We start from the raw sequence: 17,336 nt of genomic DNA, 5'->3' as shown, positions 1-17,336 counted from the left end.
AATCGTGTTTACCCTGTTTTTTGGGGGGGGGGGGGGCCGCCGGGGTGGGGGGTTTTCCCCCCCTCCCGCAGGGGGGGGCCCCCCCCGCTCCCACAGTGACAGTCGCGCCCTATTGTGCCTGCCATAGCACATACCGATCCTTGCCCCCATGCTTGGCCTGGTACAACGCCTCATCGGCCTTGACCAGCGCATGGGTCAGGTTGTCTTCCTGCAGGATCCGGGCAAGGCCGATGCTGATGGTCACCGGGTGTTCGGCGGCGTCTTCGCGCACCCGCTGGCACAGGGCGGCGACGCGCTGTTCGGCGTCGATCTGGCTCAGGCCCCAGAGGTAGATGACAAATTCCTCGCCGCCCAGGCGCGCATACTCGAACTCGGTCATCGAGGCCTTGATGTTGGCCGCGGTGCGCTTGAGCACCAGGTCGCCGATGTCGTGGCCGAAGCGGTCGTTGACCTTCTTGAAGTTGTCGATGTCGATCATCGCCAGGTAACGGCTCTGGTCGCCTTCCTCCAGCAGGTGGGCCTGGGCCTTGGCCATGAACGAGCGGCGATTGGGGATTTCGGTGAGCACGTCGACGTAGGCCTGGTCCAGCAGCACCTTGGACATGTAGAAGTTGTACAGCTTGGCGCGGCGCATTTTCAGGTAGGTGTAGAGGATCAGGCCGTTGAGGAACAAGCCGTAGCAGATGAACAGGGTGCCGCGCAGGTCCAGCACGTGCAGGCCCGGCACCTGGAACGGCTGCAGGTTGATCCAGGTAACCAGGATCGCGGCGAAGAACGACCAGCGTCGTACCGGCAGCACCGAGACGCTGTACAACACGCTGGAGGCGCCCAGCATCATCCACGCCGGACGTATTTCCACCGGCAGGCCTTCGATCACCAGGCGCATGGCCAGGGTGATGACCGCGACGAATACCAGGTTGAGCAGGTCGAAATGGCCGGCCTTGCGGGTGAAGGCAAGGATGATGGTGAGGATTGCCATGACTGTGATGAAGATCATCGACAGGTAGGTAAAACCTTGCCCGCCCCGGTAGCTGACGATCAGGTCGAAGAGCAGCCAGATGCCGATGCTGACGCAGAAGATCAGCAGGCAGAACGAATGCAGGGTCTCGAAGTCATGCTGACGGAACTCCCGGCGCAGTTCCGGTGGCGCGATGTGTTTGCGCAGTTGTTGTTCGATGGTCTTGTACATGGTGGCCTTGCGGATCCGGAAGGGTCTGTAATGCGCCTCAGATGCGGCTCATGGAGCTTCGCTTTCGCCAGCATGCTCCTCGAGCCACAGGCTCAGTCGTTCGGCAATCCGTTCGCTGGCATGGCCGTCGCCGTAGGGGCTGAAGACCCGGCACATGCGTTGGTACGCGTCGGCGTCGTCGAGCAGCAGGCTGGTTTCCTTGACGATTCGTTCGGTCTGGGTGCCCACCAGCTTCACCGTGCCGCCTTCGAGCACCGTGTGCCGGTCAGTGACCTTGCGCAGCACCAGCAAGGGTTTGCCCAGGGCCGGTGCTTCTTCCTGGACGCCGCCGGAGTCGGTCAGGACCAGGTAGGCGCGGTCCATCAGCCAGACGAAATGCTGGTAGTCCTGGGGCGGCACCAGGAGGATGTTGGACTGGTGCGACAGCAACCCGTACACGGCCTTCTGCACCTGCGGATTGAGGTGCACCGGGTAGACGAACTGCACATCCGGATAGCGCAGCGCCAGTTCCGCCAGGGCCAGGCAGATGCGTTCGAAACCCTGGCCGAAGTTTTCCCGGCGGTGGCCGGTGATCAGAACCAGGCGCTGGTCGCTGCGCAACTGTGCCAGGGGCGAGTCGCTGGCGGGTTTCCAGCCACTTTTCTTCAGGTGCTCACGCATCCAGAACAGAGCATCGATGACGGTGTTGCCGGTGACCTCGATATTTTCCGCCGCCACGCCGTCGCGCAGCAGGTTGTCGCGGGCGCGCTCAGTGGGTGGAAAATGCAGGTCGGCGATCACCCCGGTCATGCGCCGGTTGGCCTCTTCGGGCCAGGGCGACTTGAGGTTGCCGCTGCGCAGGCCGGCCTCGATATGGCCGATGGGAATCTGCCGATAGAAGGCGGCGAGGGCGGCGATGAAACTGGTAGTGGTATGGCCGTGGACCAGGACGATATCCGGCTTGATGCGCGCGTAGGTGGTGTCCAGACGTTCGAGCAGTTGTTGCGACAGGCCGTTGAGGGTCTGGTTCTGGGTCATCACATGCAGGTCTTCATCGACGCTCAGGCCGAAATCGCGCAGTACCTGCTGGAGCATCTCCCGGTGCTGGCCGGTAGAGCAGATGTTCAGGTCGAGGTCCGGCCACTGTCGCAATACCTGGGCCAGCGGGGCCATCTTGATTGCTTCGGGGCGCGTGCCAAAAACCATCATGACTGAGTAAGCCATTGTCGTGATCCTCGTCCCGTCCTGGTGAGCGAAGTTGTACGATCCAGTGGTGGTTCAATCGTTAGATACAAGCAGCAAGCGAGAGGGTTGTCCAATGGCCGGGGCAAGCCCACTGTGGGAGCGGGCTTGCCCCGCGATTGCGGTATGTCGCTTGCATCGGATCGCGGGGCAAGCCCGCTCCTACACGTTATGCAACCAGTCGAGGAATGCCCGGATCGCCGGCTCGCGCTCGCGCCCCGGCAGGCACACCGCGCTGTACTGCGCCGCCTCCAGGCGAACCTCTTCGCGCCAGGGCTGCAGCAGCCCTTGGGCGAGACTGTCGGCCACCAGCACATTGCTCGCCAGCACCAGCCCGTAGCCGGCGCTGGCTGCCTGCAGGGCGTAGTGCTCATCGTCGTAGTGGTGAAAGCGCGCCCGCCGCAGCCAGTCTTCGCAGCCTGCCAGGGCACACCAATGCGGCCAGTCGATGACCACGCCGGCGACCGGCGACCAGGGCACCTCGATCAGCGAAAGGGGCTGGTCCGCCGGCGGCTCCTGCCAGCCCGGAGGGGTGTAGACCGAGAAGTACTCACGCAGCAAGGGCCACCGCAGCAAGCTCGGGTCAGGCGTGAATTCGGCACGCAAGGCCAGGTCGAAACGGTGGTCGCGCTGCAGGTCGACCACCTCGCTGCCGGTCAGCACCCGCACCTGGATATCACCATGACGGCGATGAAAATCCCCCAGGCGCGGGATCAGCCACAGGCTGGCGAAGGCCGCGGTGGTGGTCAGGGTCAGTTGCTGGCGCTCGCAGGGTGGGCGCAGATCGGCAAGGCTCTGCTGCAGATCGGCAAAGCCGCTGTGCACTTGCTGGTAAAGGCGCTCGCCAGCTTCGCTCAGGGTCACCCGCTGGGCGCTGCGCTGGAACAGCAGCAGGCCCAGGTGCGATTCCAGGCGCTTGATCTGGTGCGAGACCGCCGCCGGGGTCACGCTCAATTCGTCAGCCGCAGCCTTGAAGCCGCCCAGCCGAGCCGCCGATTCGAAGGTGCGCAATGCGGTCAGGGGCAGCTTGGCGAACATGACGTTCAACCTGATTGGGGGAGGCTCAATCTAGCTCAATTGAAGCACTGTCTCAACGTGACTAGGGTGGGGGCTCATTCCTCGATCGGAGCCGACGATGCAAGGCAAGGCGCGCAAGGTGGTCCAGGCCATTCTCTATGAAGCCATCGCGGTGCTTTGCGTGGCCCCGGCGTTGTCCTGGGCCTTCGACGCCGGCATGGCGCACTCCACGGTGCTGTCGCTGATCCTCTCGGCCGTGGCCCTGGGCTGGAACATGCTCTACAACTGGGCCTTCGAATACTGGGAAGCGCGCCAGGCGCAGCGGCGGCGTACCCTGTGGCGGCGCTTCCTGCATGCCCTGGGTTTCGAGGGCGGGCTGGTGCTGATCCTCCTGCCGGTGGTGGCCGGCTGGCTGCAGATCAGCCTGTGGGCGGCGCTTTTGACCAACCTTGCGCTGTTCCTGTTTTTCTTCTTCTACGCCTTTGTCTTCCAGTGGGGCTTCGACCGGGTGTTCGATGTGCCGGAATCAGCGCGCGAGCCTGCTTGACTTTGCCTTGGCGGCTGCGCTAGTTTCGCTGCCATGAATACATTCCTGCAATCGCCTCAGCGCAGCATTATTACCGCCATTATCGTTTTGGCGGGCTAGCTGGCACTTGCACCGAACCCGCCCTGGAGGCGGGTTCTTTCTCTCTCTCCTGGGCACTTTTGAAAACCAGGAGTCATTGATGACCAGCCTTGCCGTTAGCCCTCGCACCCCGTCCGCGTCGCTGAACCTGCTGTCCGACTACGTGCGCCGCATCCTTGCCGCCCCGGTGTACGACCTGGCGATCGAAACCCCTCTGCAATTGGCGCCGGCCTTGTCCCATGAACTGGGCAACCGGGTGCTGCTCAAGCGCGAAGACCTGCAGCCGACCTTCTCCTTCAAGATCCGCGGCGCCTACAACCGCCTCAGCCGCCTGAGCCCGGCCCAGCGTGCCCGCGGGGTGATCACCGCTTCGGCCGGCAACCATGCCCAGGGTGTGGCCTTGTCGGCGCGGGAGCTGGGCATGCGCGCCACCATCGTCATGCCGACCACCACCCCGGAGCTGAAAGTGGCGGGCGTGCGTTCCCGTGGCGGCGAGGTGGTGCTGCATGGCGACAGCTTCCCCCACGCCCTGGCCCATGCCCTGAAGCTGGCCGACAGCGAAGGCGCCACTTTCGTCCCGCCCTTCGATGATCCGGACGTGATCGCCGGGCAAGGCACTGTGGCCATGGAGATCCTGCGTCAGCAACCCGGTGCGCTGGACGCGATCTTCGTGCCGGTGGGTGGCGGCGGCCTGATCGCCGGGATCGCCGCCTATGTCAAATACCTGCGCCCCGAGATCAAGGTGATCGGTGTCGAGCCCCAGGACTCCAACTGCCTGCAGGCGGCCATGGCTGCCGGCGAGCGGGTGGTGCTGGCCCAGGTCGGCAGCTTTGCCGAGGGCGTGGCGGTGGCGCAGATCGGCGCCCATTGCTTCGAGCTGTGCCGTCACTATGTGGACGAGGTGATCACGGTCAGCAACGATGAACTGTGCGCGGCGATCAAGGACATCTACGACGACACCCGCTCGATCACCGAGCCCTCAGGCGCCCTGGCGGTGGCCGGGATCAAGAAGTACGTGGCCCGGGAAAACGCTGTGGGTCAGACCCTGGTGGCGATCGACTCGGGCGCCAACGTCAACTTCGACCGCCTGCGCCACGTGGCCGAGCGTGCCGAACTGGGCGAGCAGCGCGAAGCGATCATCGCCGTGACCATCCCCGAGCAACCGGGCAGCTTTCGCGCCTTCTGCCAGGCCCTGGGCAAGCGGCAGATCACCGAGTTCAACTACCGCTACTACCCGGGCAAGGAAGCACGCCTGTTCGTCGGTGTGCAGACCCACCCGCAACACGACCCGCGCGAGCAGTTGCTGGCCAGCCTGCGCGAGCAGGGCTACAGCGTGCTCGACCTGACCGACAACGAGCTGGCCAAGCTTCACGTGCGCCACACCGTCGGCGGCCATGCCGGCCCGGGGGCGGACGAGCGGGTGCTGCGCTTCGAGTTCCCGGAGCGGCCGGGGGCCTTGCTGGGCTTCCTGGAACGCCTGGGCAAGCGCTGGAACATCAGCCTGTTCCACTACCGCAACCACGGCGCGGCCGAAGCGCGGGTGTTCGCTGCCCTGGAGGTGCCGCAGGAGGAGCAGGCCGGCTTGCCCCAGGCCCTGGATGCCATGGGCTATCGCTACTGGGACGAAACCGACAACCCGGCCTACCGCCTGTTCCTCGGCTGAGCAAGGCTTGCCCCAGATCAACACGGGGCAGGGCACATAGGCGGATCCTCAAGGCAATGGAATATTGCATGAGGATTTCGTCATGAGCAGCACGTTCTTCATCCCTGCCGTCAACATCATGGGCATCGGTTGCCTCGACGAGGCGATGGCCGCCATCGCCGGCTACGGATTGCGCAAGGCCCTGATCGTCACCGACACCGGCCTGGCCAAGGCCGGGGTCGCCGAGCGTATCGCCGAAATGCTGGCCATGCGCGACATCGACTCGTCGATCTTCGATGGCGCCAAACCCAACCCCAGCATTGCCAACGTCGAGCAGGGCCTGGCCCAGTTGCAGCGCGAGAAGTGCGACTGTGTGATTTCCCTAGGCGGCGGCTCGCCCCACGACTGCGCCAAGGGCATTGCCCTGTGCGCCACCAACGGCGGGCATATCCGTGACTACGAAGGTGTCGACCGCTCGGCCAAGCCGCAGTTGCCGCTGATCGCGATCAACACCACGGCCGGTACGGCCAGTGAAATGACCCGCTTCTGCATCATCACCGACGAAGCCCGCCACGTGAAAATGGCCATCGTCGACCGTAACGTCACGCCGCTGTTGTCGGTCAACGACCCGGCACTGATGGTCGCCATGCCCAAGGGCCTGACTGCCGCCACTGGCATGGATGCCCTGACTCATGCCATCGAGGCTTATGTGTCCACGGCCGCCACGCCGATCACCGACGCCTGTGCGATCAAGGCCATCGAACTGATCAGTGAAAACCTGCGCCAGGCGGTGGCCGACGGTAGCGACCTGCAGGCCCGGGAGAACATGGCCTACGCGCAATTCCTGGCCGGCATGGCGTTCAACAACGCCTCGCTCGGTTATGTGCACGCCATGGCCCACCAGCTGGGCGGCTTCTACGACTTGCCCCATGGCGTGTGCAACGCCGTGCTGCTGCCCCATGTGCAGCGCTTCAACGCCAAGGTCAGTGCCGCGCGCTTGCGCGATGTAGCCAAGGCCATGGGGGTGGAGGTGGCCGGCATGAGCGCCGAGCAGGGCAGTGATGCGGCGATTGCGGCCATCGAGCGCTTGTCCCGGGCCATCGAAATTCCGTCCGGGCTGGCGGTGCTGGGCGCGCGTGAAGCGGATGTGCCGGTGTTGGCTGCCAACGCACTGAAGGATGCCTGTGGCCTGACCAATCCGCGGCCGGCCAGCCAGGAAGAGATCGAAGGGATCTTCAAGGCGGCGTTCTGATGTGCTGAAACCCATCGCGGGTCAAGCCCGCTCCCACCTCACCTGAACTGACCCCAAAAAGCTGGACACCCATCCAACCTTTGGGGTGCAGTTCACACCTGTGGGAGCGGGCTTGCCCCGCGATGAGACCCCTCAGACCACCAGCGACAACAGCATGATAAAGATGATGCCGACCACCGACAGGATGGTCTCCATCATGCTCCAGGTCTTGAACGTCTCGGCCACGGTCATGTTGAAGTACTGCTTCACCAGCCAGAAACCGGCATCGTTGACGTGGGAAAGAATCAACGAGCCCGCGCCGGTCGCCAGCACCAGCAGCTCGCGGTTGACCCCGGGGACCATGCCAATCACCGGCGCGACGATACCGGCACCGGTAATGGTCGCCACCGTCGCCGAGCCCGTGGCAATTCGGATCACCGCCGCGACCAGCCAAGCCAGCAGGATCGGCGAGATCTGCGCATGCACCGCCATCTGGCCGATGACGTTGCCCACCCCGGTGTCCACCAGCATCTGCTTGAAACCACCGCCGGCACCGACAATCAGCACGATGGCCGCGGTAGGCGCCAGGCTCTGGTCGAGCAGCTTCATGATCTGCTGGCGGGAGAAGCCGCGGGCCGCGCCGAAGGTGTAGAAGGCCAGGAGCAGGGCGGCGAGCAGGGCGGTGATCGGGTGGCCGATCAGGTCCATCCACTGGCGCACGATATGCTCGGCCGGCAGCACCACATCGGCGAAGGTTTTCAGCAGCATCAGGAACACCGGCAACAGTACGGTGATCAGGGTCACGCTGAAGCTGGGCAGGTTCTGTTGCGACGACTCACGGGCGATCTGGTCCATCAGCTCCTGGGACGGCGAGCCCGGGATGTAGCGCGAGATGAAGTTGCCGTACAGGGGACCGGCAATGATGGCGGTCGGCAGGGCGACGATCAGGCCGTAGAAAATCGTCTTGCCGATGTCGGCGTTGAAGATGCCGATGGCCAGCAGCGGACCCGGGTGCGGCGGTACCAGGCCGTGGACCACCGACAGGCCGGCCAGCAGCGGGATGCCGATCTTGATCAGCGACACGCCGGAACGGCGGGCGACGATGAACACCAGCGGAATCAGCAGCACGAAGCCGATTTCGAAGAACAGCGGGATGCCCACCAGGAAGGCGGCGAACATCATCGCCCAGTGCACCTTCTGCTTGCCGAACGCGCGGATCAGGGTCTGGGCGATCTGGTCGGCGCCGCCGGAGTCGGCCATCAGCTTGCCGAGCATGGTGCCCAGGGCCAGGACGATACCGACAAAACCCAGCACGCCGCCGAAGCCGTCCTGGAAGGATTTCATCACCTTGGCCACCGGCATGCCCGAGGTCAGGCCGAGAAAACCGGCAGCCAGGGTCAGGGCGACGAAGGGGTGGACCTTGAAGTGGGTGATCAGCAGCACCAGACCAACGATGGTGACCACTGCATCGAGCAGCAGGTAAGTATCAGTTGCCAGACCGAACATGGTTCAGTTGCCTCATCTTGTCATTTTTGTGGGCGAAACAATTGCAGCGTCTACGGGTTGAGATAGCGCTATCTTTGGTGAGCCGGAAAACCGCCTGGATCAGGCCGTGCGCGCCAGCACCGGTTCACCGCAGGGCTTTAGCCAGGTGTCGACCCGCACCGCCAGCTGCTCCACCGGCAGGGTGGCATCCAGCGGCAGGACCAGGGCCTCGCCTTCGGGGCGTTCGAGGGCGGCGAACTGGCTGTCGATCAGGCTGGCGGGCATGAAGTGCCCGGGACGGGCAAGCACCCGGCGGCTGGCTTCTTCAGGCGTCAGGTCGAGAAATACGAAGCCAAGGTCAGGCACCGCATGGCGCAGGGCATCGCGATAGCGCTTTTTCAGCGCCGAGCAGGTGAGGATCGGGCGATCGCCGGCCTGGAGCGTGGCCTGCAGTTCCTCGCCCAGGCGAATCAGCCAGCCTTCGCGGTCGTCATCGTCCAGGGGAATGCCGGCGCTCATCTTCTCGATATTGGCAGCGGGGTGGAAGGCATCGCCTTCGATCAGGCGGCCGCCGCTCAGGCCGGCAATGGCAACGCCGACGGAGCTCTTGCCACAGCCAGCGACGCCCATCACCACGATCGCGGAAAGGGGTGGGTTCATGGGTACCTCCTGCAGGACAAGATAGCGCTATCTTTGGCCGGGGCTGCAATCGCCTCGGGCGCTATCCGCCCAGATGTTATTGGTCTTGTACAAGCAGTCTGGATGCTCATTTCAGGCGACCTGCAGTTATGCATTGCCTGGGGGGTGAGACAGCGCTACCTTAGTGCCCGTTCCCTATTCTTGGCAAGTCGAAAATAAAATTCCCCATGACCCGCATCGGCTCCCGCACTACCGGTCGTCCTACCCTGGCTGAAGTGGCCAGGCTTTCCGGGGTTTCCCCGATCACCGCCTCCCGCGCCTTGCGCGGGGTCAGCACGGTTGCCCCGGAGCTGGTCGAGAAGGTCAAGCAGGCGGCTACCACCCTGGGCTATGTGGCCAACCCGGCGGCCAGGGCCCTGGCGTCGGCGCAGAGCGAATCGATCGTGGTGCTGATTCCGTCGCTGTCCAACCACCTGTTCATCGAAACCCTGGAAGCCATTCACGAGGTCATGCGACCCCGCGGGCTTGAGGTGCTGATCGGTAACTATCACTACGATATCGCCGAAGAAGAGAACCTGATTCGCAACTATCTCGCCTATCAACCCCGGGGCATGCTGCTCACCGGTTTCGATCGCAGCGAAGCGTCCAAGCAGATGCTCAGTGCCAGTGGCGTGCCCTGTGTGCACATGATGGAACTGGGCGACGGTGAGCAGGGCATGTCGGTGGGCTTTTCCCAGCATCAGGCCGGTGCGGCGGCGGCGCGCCACCTGCTGGAGCGCGGCTGCCAGCGCCCGGGCTTCATCGCCGCCCAGCTCGACCCGCGGGTGATGCAGCGCGCCGAGGGCTTTCGCCAGGCTTTGGTGGAGGCCGGTCGCTATGCCAGCGAGCTGCAGGTACTGGCGCCGCAGCCCTCGTCCATCGGCCTGGGCGGCGAATTGTTCAGCCAACTGATGGCGCGTCACCCGGATGTCGATGGCATCTTCTTCTGCAACGACGACCTGGCCCAGGGCGCGATCCTCGAAGCCCTGCGCCTGGGTATCGCGGTGCCGCAACAGGTGGCGATGATCGGCTTCAACGACCTGCCGGCCTCGGCCCACATGGTGCCGCGCCTGACCTCGATCCGCACCCCGCGCGCCGCCATCGGCCGCTGCGCCGCCCAGGCCTTGCTGGGTCTGCTCGACGGCAAGCGTGCCACGGTGCAGAACCAGGACCTGGGCTTCGAACTGGTGGTTCGCGAAAGCAGTTGATGGCCCGCAGCGCGGCGCCGACCTCACAGGTTCGCCGGTTGCAGCAGTTGCCTGTCGAGGGTCAGCAGGCTCTGCTCCAGCACGCTCAACAGAGCCTGTAGCTGGGTGTCGCTGGCATTGCCCAGGCAGGCCTGCTCCAGGCTCTCGCAGTGCTGCACCAGGGCGCGGGCCTTGAGCATCTTGGCCCCGCCCTTGATCCGGTGGGCCACCTCGCGCAGCGCACTGCGCTCCGGGCGCGGGCCCAGCGCCTGCAGGCGCTTGAGGTCTTCGCGGTTGCTCTGGGCCAGCTCATGCAACAGTCGCTCGACCAGCCTGGGGTCGCCCAGGGTCAGGTAGTGAAGGTTATCGACGTCGAAACCGGTGGCCGTTTCCTCCTGCGCGGACGGCTGTGCAGGTGTGTGTGCAGCATTGGCCGCCTGCAGATGACGTTGCAGCTGGCCCAGGCCGATCGGCTTGAACAGGCAATCGTTCATGCCGCTGGCCAGGCAACGCTGGCGTTCTTCGGCCTGGGCGTTGGCGGTAAGGCCGAGGATCAGGCAGGGCGTGCGCTCGTGTTGATGCTCCAGGGCACGGATCTCGCGGGTCAGTTGGTGACCGTCCATGCCGGGCATGTGGCAGTCGGTGATGACCACATCGAAGTGCGCCTGCTGCCACAGCGCCAGCGCCTCCCGGCCATCGCGGGCCTGGCTGACCCGGTGGCCGAGGGTGGTCAGTTGCCGTTCCAGCAGCATGAGGTTGGCAGGGTAGTCATCCACCACCAGGATCGATTGGCCCGGTGCCCGGGCTTCGGCCAGCACCCGCATGTCCTGGCCGGGCGCAGCGGGCTCGGCCAGGGGCAGGCGCAGGACCACCTCGACCCGGGTGCCGACCCCTTCGCGACTGTCCATGTGCAGGTGCCCGCCCATGAGTTCGCACAGGGTACGGCTGATCACCAGGCCCAGCCCCGTGCCCTGGCGGGTCGAGGGTTGGCCGACCTGGGCGAAGTTGCGGAACAGGCGCTGCTGGTCCTGGGTACTGATGCCGATGCCGCTGTCCTGCACCGAGAGCTGGACCTGCAGCTGGCCAGGTTGGCTGTCATCGAGCCGCAGGGACACCGTGACGCTCCCCTGGTCGGTGAACTTGATGGCGTTGCCGAGCAGGTTGGAGAGGATCTGCTTGAGCCGCAGCGAGTCGACGGCCACCAGGTAGGGGCTGTCCTGCAGGTCGGTGGCCAGGCTCAGGCCCTTGAGCCTGGCATTGCCTTCGAAGACTCGCACCGTGGCACTGACCAGGGCACCGAGGTCGGTCGGCTGCGGGCTCAGGGTCATGTGCCCGGACTCGATGCGGGCAATGTCCAGGATGTCGCCGATCAGCTCCAGCAGGCCGTTGGCCGATTCATAGGCGACCTGCAACGATGCCTGGTCGGCACGGCCAAGCCCGGCATCCTTGACGGCCAGTTCCAGCAGGCCGATCACGGCGTTCATTGGCGTGCGGATCTCATGGCTCATGGTCGCCAGGAAGGTGCTCTTGGCGCGGCTGGCGTCTTCGGCCTGGTCCTTGGCCAGGCGCAGTTCTTCGAGCAGGCGCTTGCTGAAGCCCAGCTCGTGTTGCAGCGCCTGCTCGGCCTCGCTGCGTTGGCGCACCAGCTTGCGCAGGTAGCGGTTCCAGATGATCACCGCACCGATCAGCACACCGGCCGCGAGCACGATCTGCAGCACCAGCCCGCGGTAGTTGTACCAGGGGCTGTCACTGACCAGCACATTGGGGCGCCAGCGGCCGGTCAGCTCGGTCATTTCGTCCGGCGGAATGCTCAGCAGCGCCTTGTCCAGGATCGAATGCAGCAAGGTGGCATCGCGGGCCACGGCGAAGGACGCGGTACCGGGCTGGTCACCGTAGATCGAGGCGATGCGCAGCTGGTCCTTGAATAACCGGGTGGTGAAGTAGGCCGCATTGATCTGGGTGCTCAGCCCGGCATCGGCCTTGCCCTGCACCACATCTTCCATCAGGCTCAGCGGGTCGTCGGCCTCCACCAGCGCGCCGAGTGCCAGGCGCCGGCGCAGTTCTTCCTTGAGCGGATAGTCGCGGATCACCGCCAGGCGCTTGCCTTTGAGTTGCGAGGGATCGTTGAGCGCCTGGTTATCGCTGCGGGTCACCAGCACCCGCGGTGTGATCAGGTAGGGGCGGGTGAAGCGCAAGGTCGCCTCGCGTGCCTTGCCCCGGGCCAGGGTGCCGGCGATATCGGCGCTGCCTTGCTCGACCCGGGCGATCAGCTCCGGCACCGAGTCGACCGCCAGGATGTCGAATTTCAGCCCCGTGCGCAGGCTGATCTGATCGAGGATGTCGGCGGTAATGCCGCGAAACTGCTGGTTGTCGTCATAGAAGCTCAAGGGCGCGAAGTACTTGTTGACCACCACCCGCACGCGCGGATGCTGTTCGATCCAGGCGCTTTCGGCAGCGGTCAGGGTCAGGGTGCTGCGGTCGAGCAACACCCGGGTACTGCCACTGGTCCAGCGCCGCAGGATGTTCAGGCGGTCGTTGTCGCCGATATGGCTCAGCGCCTGGTCGACCAGGCGCTGCAGCACCCGGTTGTCACGGGCCATGGCGAAGGCGAAGGTACCGCGCAGGTTCTTGATGAAATGGTCGATCTGCACGCTGCCCGAATAGTTGCGGGTGATCAGGTAATCACTGCTGACCGCATCGCCGAGAAAGGCATCGGCCTGTCCCATGGACACCGCCGACAGCCCCGCCGCGGTCGAGCTGAAGAGCGAGAGCCGGGCCTTGGGGTACAGCGCCTGGACCACGGCGACCGGCAGGTAGTGGTCGACCATCGCCAGGCGCCGGTTCGCCAGGCTGTCCTCATGCCCCAGGGCGCTGCCCGAGGCCGTGACGATCACCGGCTGGTCGTCGGCATAGGAGCGACTGAGGACCAACTGGGCGTCGGCCGCTTCGAAGGCGTTGGAGCTACCCAGCAGGTCGATGCGTCCGGCGTGCAGGGCGGCAATGGCATCGGCGCGGCTGGCAAAGCGGCGGACCTCGATGCGCACGCCGAGCAGTTCGCCGAGCAACCCGGCAAAGTCGGCGGTCAGCCCTTCATATTCCATGCCGCCGACATTGATGTCGAAGGGCGGGTAGTCCGGTACCGAGGTGCCCAGCAGCAACTGGTGCTTGTGCTTGAGCCACTCCCGGTCGGCGGGCGCCAGCGCCGGCGCCGCGGCGCTGCTGACCGAGCGCGCCAACAACTGGCGCGCCTCACCGTCTTCCACGGCCTGGGCCATCAGTGCATGCAGGCACACCACCAGGATAGCGAGCGAGCGGCTGAGCGCGTTCATGGCTGGCTCAGAGCGAATGGCGCCTGGAGAATTCGAGCAGCTCCACCAGCGAGCCGACCTCCAGCTTCTCCATGATCCGGGTCTTGTAGGTACTGATGGTCTTGGCGCTGAGGTTCATGCGCGCAGCGATGCTGTTGTTCGACTGGCCGCTGGTGAGCAGGCGCAGCACCATGATTTCCTGGTCCGACAGCTTGGCCAGGCGCTGCTCTTCACTCATCAGCGGGCTGCGCTGGGCCGAGAGGTCGGGAAAGGTGGAGTAGCCCTTGACCATGGCCTTGAGCACGAACAGCAGGGCATCGAGGTCTTCATCCTTGTGCACGAACGCCGAGGCGCCGGCATCCAGGCAGCGTCGGGAGAACAGCTCTGCCGGCTGGCCGGTCAGCACCAGGATGCGCGGGCAGGGCTCCAGCAGGCGCAGGCGCTTGATCACGCCCAGGCCGTCGACGCCGGGCAGGCCGATGTCGAGGATCACCACCTCCGGCTTAAGCTCCCGGGCCATTTGCGCGGCAACGGCACCGTCGCCGGTCTCGCCGACCACGCTGTAGCGTTCGCGGTCCAGCAGCATGCGCACGGCAAGCCGGATGGCGGGGTGGTCATCAACAATTAATACAGTGGTCAATGCGCAACTCCTGTCGAGTATGTAGGCGAATTCCCGAATCATTCAGGAGGGGCGGTTCTGGCCGGGGCCAAAAGGGCGCCAACGATACGTCGAATCAGGGTGCGTTAGTACGGGAAGTATAGTGGTGTTGGAAAAACCGGGCGCGGTTGTCGAAAAGCCCTACAGATGACTTGTCTTCGACTGCGCCGAGAGGTGCTCAGGCCGGGACGCGCCCGGCCTGGCATGGATCAGAACGACGTGGTGAAGGACGCGAAGTAGGCGCGGCCGGCTTCGTTGTAGGTCAGGGCACCTGCCTCGTCGGAATTGCCTTCACGGTACAGGCGTTTATCGAACAGGTTGTTGACGCCCACGCGCACGCTCAGGTGCTTGCTGAACTCATACCCGCTGCTGATGCCCACCAGGCCGTAGGGATCGACATCCTTTTGCACCTTCGGGTCCAGGGCTTCATTGGCCCGGGCGTTGTAGCTCGGTGCTTCCTGCTTGCCGTAGTAGGTGCCGTTGAGCTGGAACGACAGTTTGTCGGTGGCATTCCAGTCCAGGGTGGTGTTGACCGTGTACTCGGGGATGATGCTCAGCGGCTCGCCGGTCTGCTTGTCTTCGGACTCGATCATGTAGGTGAAGTTGGTGTTCCAGTCCAGGCTCGGGGCCAGGGCGATGAACAGGTTGCCTTCCACGCCTTGCACCACCGCCTTGCCGGTGTTTTCCCAGCGCAGGATGCGCCGGCCGTTGGGCAGGCGGAACAGGGTCTGGTTGCCGGCCTGGATCTTGTTCTTGTAGTCGTTGCGAAACCAGGTCGCGCTGGTGCGCCAGGTGCCTTTGTCATAGGCCAGGCCCAGTTCCTTGTTGACGCTGGTTTCCGGGTCGAGGTCGGCGTTGCCCAGCAGGTAGCAGCCGCCATTGTTGATTTCGCTGGAGTTGCAACCACCGCCACGGCTGTAGAGCAGGTAGTTGGGGTTGGCCTGGTACAGGTTCGGCGTCTTGTAGGCGCGGGCGATACCGCCCTTGAGGCTCAGCGCCTCGGTGAGCTGGTGCGAGGCATTGAGGCTCGGGCTCCAGTTGCTGCCAAAGTCCTGGTGATGATCGAAGCGCAGGCCCGGGGTGACGATGGTGGCGCTGCCGAGCTCGATGTTGTCTTCGCTATACAACGCGTAGCTGTTGGCGGTGCTCTTGGTCTGGGTGCGGTCGAAGCCTTGCAGTTCGGCGCCCGGGTCGTAGCTTTGCGGACGCAGCGAGCCCGGGTCGTTGAGCGATTCGTAGAGGTACTCGGCGCCCAGGGTCAGCACCTGCTCCAGGCCCGCGCTCAGGGGCAGGTTGACCTCGCCGGTGGCGCGGGTGTTGCGCAGGCGCGACTCGAAACGCCCGGCACCGCCGGACGGCGCCCCTTCGCCCCAGCCGGCCAGGCCTTCATTGAGGCGGTCGTTGCGGGTCAGGTCGTAGGACAGCGAGGCCATGCTGCTGCCCCAGTCGTAATCGCCGCGGTGGGTGGCGGCGAAGCTTGAGCGCTGCATGACGTTGGTCTCCTTGCCCACCTGGCTCTCGACGAACTCGCCGCCGGCATTGAGCATGGTGTCGCCGGCAAAGATATTGCCCTGGCGGCTGTAGCTGGACTCCAGGTCCAGGGTGTTGGCCGGGTCGATCCTCCAGCTCAGCAGACCGCTGATGTCCTTGTTGCGCACGCCTTCGCGCCCGGCCATCAAGGAATCCTCGAAGGCCTGGTGGGCGCTGTTGATCTGCATGTCGTCGGCATCGGTCTTGTTCAGGTTGGCATAGACCCGGAAGCTCACCTCATCGCTGATCGGCCCGCTGAGGCTGAGGTTGGCGCGCTTGCTCATGCCTTCGGCATCGTCCTCGGGGAAGGAGCCGAACAGGGTCATGGCGCCGCGCAGGTCCTGGGTCGGGCGTTTGGTGATGATGTTCACCACACCGCCCATGGCCCCGGAGCCATACCGGGCGGCGGCCGGGCCGCGGAGGATTTCGATGCGCTCGACTTCTTCGGCCGGCACCCAGTTGGTTTCCCCGCGGGTATCGCGATCGCCGCTCCAGCCGTAGCGCACGGCATTGCGCGAGGTGGACGGCTTGCCGTCGATCAGGATCAGGGTGTTCTCCGGGCCCATGCCGCGCAGGTCGATCTGGCGGTTGTTGCCGCGGGCACCGCTGGTGCTGTTGCCGGTGAGGTTGACCCCGGGCTCGCGGCGGATGATCTCCGAGAGGTCGTTGACCGGTGGGCGCTTCTTGATGTCATCGGCGGTGATGATCGAGACCCCGGGGGCCTGCTTGAGTTCTTCTTCGGCGGTGCCCAGAACCCGGGTGTTTTCCAGTTCGATGGCCTGGCGGCTGCCGGCGACCGGCAGGTCGGTGGCCTGGACCGGAACTTCGTCGGCTGGCAGGGGCAGGGGGGCAGCGGTAAGCGAGGTGGAGCCCAGTGTTGCCAGCAAGGCAATACTCAAGGGGCTGTAGGTGAAGCGCGACGCCATGTCAAAGTTCTCCATGAACAAACGAAGCGCCGAATGATAAGTATTAGCATTCGCATGTAAAGCGTCAGGGAGAAAAATAAAATATTAAGCAGGGCTCTGGGGTGCGGGTTTCAGGCGTTCGGGTTGTGAGCTTATCCATTTCATGTGGCGAGGTTGCCGGCCCCTTCCGCCCTTACGGCGGCCTACTTTTCTCTTGGGAAAAGTAGGCAAAACCGCTTGCTCCTGCATCCGGCCCTACGCTGCGCTCCGGGTCCCCTCGCTCCGGCGCCCTCCGGGACCACGCGGCCTACGACTTGCTGCGCCAAGTCTACGGCTCGCGTTCTTCGGCTAACGCCGAAGGTGCTACGCACGGCCCCTCCAGGCACCTCCACTCGGCCTCCTGAAGTCGCAGTCTGCAGTGCCTGAACTGACGCGCATGAAAATCAAGAGCAAGAGTGGGAGCGGGCTTGCCCCGCGATGGCGTCAGCCTGGCTGCGCCATCCTCTGCCTTCGAAGATACGCCCGTGCAGGCGCCACCCGTAACTTTGCGACTTCAGGGGCCGAGCGGAGGTGTCTGGAGGGGGCGGGTGCGTAGCACCCTTCGGCGTAGCCGAAGAACGCGAGCCGTAGACTTGGCGAAGCAAGTCGTAGGCCGCGTGG

Annotated in this window: 12 protein-coding genes; 4 read left to right on the top strand and 8 right to left on the bottom strand. The window is 64.8% G+C overall.

Annotated features, from left to right (window positions below; translation table 11 throughout):
• Positions 1 to 109 precede the first annotated feature (109 nt).
• The 3 genes from M2D63_RS10315 to M2D63_RS10305 all read right to left on the bottom strand — a co-directional run bounded on the left by M2D63_RS10315 (position 110) and on the right by M2D63_RS10305 (position 3,448).
• On the bottom strand, positions 110 to 1,189 hold the full coding sequence (locus M2D63_RS10315) for a diguanylate cyclase (RefSeq protein WP_285862777.1): 1,080 nt from the start codon (positions 1,187 to 1,189) through the stop codon (positions 110 to 112).
• A gap of 48 nt (positions 1,190 to 1,237) precedes the next feature.
• Positions 1,238 to 2,392 carry a non-hydrolyzing UDP-N-acetylglucosamine 2-epimerase gene (wecB, locus tag M2D63_RS10310; RefSeq protein WP_285862776.1) on the bottom strand — a complete coding sequence of 385 codons (1,155 nt, stop codon included), beginning with the start codon at positions 2,390 to 2,392 and terminating at the stop codon, positions 1,238 to 1,240.
• Between the two features lie 180 nt (positions 2,393 to 2,572).
• A complete protein-coding gene (locus M2D63_RS10305) occupies positions 2,573 to 3,448 on the bottom strand; it encodes a LysR substrate-binding domain-containing protein (RefSeq protein ID WP_285862775.1) in 876 nt (291 codons plus the stop codon).
• A 97-nt stretch (positions 3,449 to 3,545) separates the two neighbouring features.
• Between M2D63_RS10305 and M2D63_RS10300 the strand changes: the two genes are divergently transcribed.
• The 3 genes from M2D63_RS10300 to yiaY all read left to right on the top strand — a co-directional run bounded on the left by M2D63_RS10300 (position 3,546) and on the right by yiaY (position 6,946).
• Positions 3,546 to 3,974, top strand: coding sequence for a PACE efflux transporter (locus M2D63_RS10300; RefSeq protein ID WP_285862774.1), 429 nt, complete (start codon positions 3,546 to 3,548; stop codon positions 3,972 to 3,974).
• A gap of 178 nt (positions 3,975 to 4,152) precedes the next feature.
• Positions 4,153 to 5,715, top strand: coding sequence for a threonine ammonia-lyase, biosynthetic (gene ilvA, locus M2D63_RS10295; RefSeq protein WP_285862773.1), 1,563 nt, complete (start codon positions 4,153 to 4,155; stop codon positions 5,713 to 5,715).
• 82 nt (positions 5,716 to 5,797) lie between these two features.
• Positions 5,798 to 6,946: an L-threonine dehydrogenase gene (gene yiaY / locus M2D63_RS10290; RefSeq protein ID WP_285862772.1), complete on the top strand. Its 1,149-nt coding sequence runs from the start codon at positions 5,798 to 5,800 to the stop codon at positions 6,944 to 6,946.
• Positions 6,947 to 7,078: 132 nt separating this feature from the next.
• Here yiaY and M2D63_RS10285 read toward each other — a convergent pair whose 3' ends face one another.
• Both M2D63_RS10285 and M2D63_RS10280 read right to left on the bottom strand, forming a co-directional pair.
• Positions 7,079 to 8,431 carry a GntP family permease gene (locus tag M2D63_RS10285; protein ID WP_285862771.1) on the bottom strand — a complete coding sequence of 451 codons (1,353 nt, stop codon included), beginning with the start codon at positions 8,429 to 8,431 and terminating at the stop codon, positions 7,079 to 7,081.
• A gap of 99 nt (positions 8,432 to 8,530) precedes the next feature.
• Positions 8,531 to 9,070, bottom strand: coding sequence for a gluconokinase (locus M2D63_RS10280; protein ID WP_285862770.1), 540 nt, complete (start codon positions 9,068 to 9,070; stop codon positions 8,531 to 8,533).
• 206 nt (positions 9,071 to 9,276) lie between these two features.
• On the opposite strand from M2D63_RS10280, the gene M2D63_RS10275 reads away from it, so the two are divergent.
• Positions 9,277 to 10,296, top strand: coding sequence for a LacI family DNA-binding transcriptional regulator (locus M2D63_RS10275; RefSeq protein WP_285862769.1), 1,020 nt, complete (start codon positions 9,277 to 9,279; stop codon positions 10,294 to 10,296).
• Positions 10,297 to 10,319: 23 nt separating this feature from the next.
• Here M2D63_RS10275 and M2D63_RS10270 read toward each other — a convergent pair whose 3' ends face one another.
• From M2D63_RS10270 to M2D63_RS10260, 3 genes are all read right to left on the bottom strand, one after another.
• On the bottom strand, positions 10,320 to 13,604 hold the full coding sequence (locus tag M2D63_RS10270; RefSeq protein WP_285862768.1) for a transporter substrate-binding domain-containing protein: 3,285 nt from the start codon (positions 13,602 to 13,604) through the stop codon (positions 10,320 to 10,322).
• A 7-nt stretch (positions 13,605 to 13,611) separates the two neighbouring features.
• Complete coding sequence (locus M2D63_RS10265) at positions 13,612 to 14,223, bottom strand: response regulator (protein WP_285862767.1); 612 nt, start codon at positions 14,221 to 14,223, stop codon at positions 13,612 to 13,614.
• Between the two features lie 227 nt (positions 14,224 to 14,450).
• Entirely contained in the window at positions 14,451 to 16,697 is a 2,247-nt protein-coding gene (locus tag M2D63_RS10260; RefSeq protein ID WP_285862766.1) for a FepA family TonB-dependent siderophore receptor, read from the bottom strand.
• Positions 16,698 to 17,336 lie beyond the last annotated feature (639 nt).

The sequence above is a fragment of the Pseudomonas sp. BJa5 genome, from assembly GCF_030272875.2.
Taxonomy (GTDB): Bacteria; Pseudomonadota; Gammaproteobacteria; order Pseudomonadales; family Pseudomonadaceae; genus Aquipseudomonas.
The sequence above is the reverse complement of the archived record's forward strand: the minus strand, read 5'-3'. Positions and strand labels throughout refer to the sequence as shown.

Bases quoted from the DNA above. Each gene is read 5' to 3' on its own strand.
- M2D63_RS10260 (WP_285862766.1), bottom strand. From the start codon at position 16,697: ATGGCGTCGCGCTTCACCTACAGCCCCTTGAGTATTGCCTTGCTGGCA.
- M2D63_RS10315 (WP_285862777.1), bottom strand. From the start codon at position 1,189: ATGTACAAGACCATCGAACAACAACTGCGCAAACACATCGCGCCACCG.
- ilvA (WP_285862773.1), top strand. From the start codon at position 4,153: ATGACCAGCCTTGCCGTTAGCCCTCGCACCCCGTCCGCGTCGCTGAAC.
- wecB (WP_285862776.1), bottom strand. From the start codon at position 2,392: ATGGCTTACTCAGTCATGATGGTTTTTGGCACGCGCCCCGAAGCAATC.
- M2D63_RS10305 (WP_285862775.1), bottom strand. From the start codon at position 3,448: ATGTTCGCCAAGCTGCCCCTGACCGCATTGCGCACCTTCGAATCGGCG.
- M2D63_RS10285 (WP_285862771.1), bottom strand. From the start codon at position 8,431: ATGTTCGGTCTGGCAACTGATACTTACCTGCTGCTCGATGCAGTGGTC.
- M2D63_RS10300 (WP_285862774.1), top strand. From the start codon at position 3,546: ATGCAAGGCAAGGCGCGCAAGGTGGTCCAGGCCATTCTCTATGAAGCC.
- yiaY (WP_285862772.1), top strand. From the start codon at position 5,798: ATGAGCAGCACGTTCTTCATCCCTGCCGTCAACATCATGGGCATCGGT.
- M2D63_RS10270 (WP_285862768.1), bottom strand. From the start codon at position 13,604: ATGAACGCGCTCAGCCGCTCGCTCGCTATCCTGGTGGTGTGCCTGCAT.
- M2D63_RS10275 (WP_285862769.1), top strand. From the start codon at position 9,277: ATGACCCGCATCGGCTCCCGCACTACCGGTCGTCCTACCCTGGCTGAA.
- M2D63_RS10280 (WP_285862770.1), bottom strand. From the start codon at position 9,070: ATGAACCCACCCCTTTCCGCGATCGTGGTGATGGGCGTCGCTGGCTGT.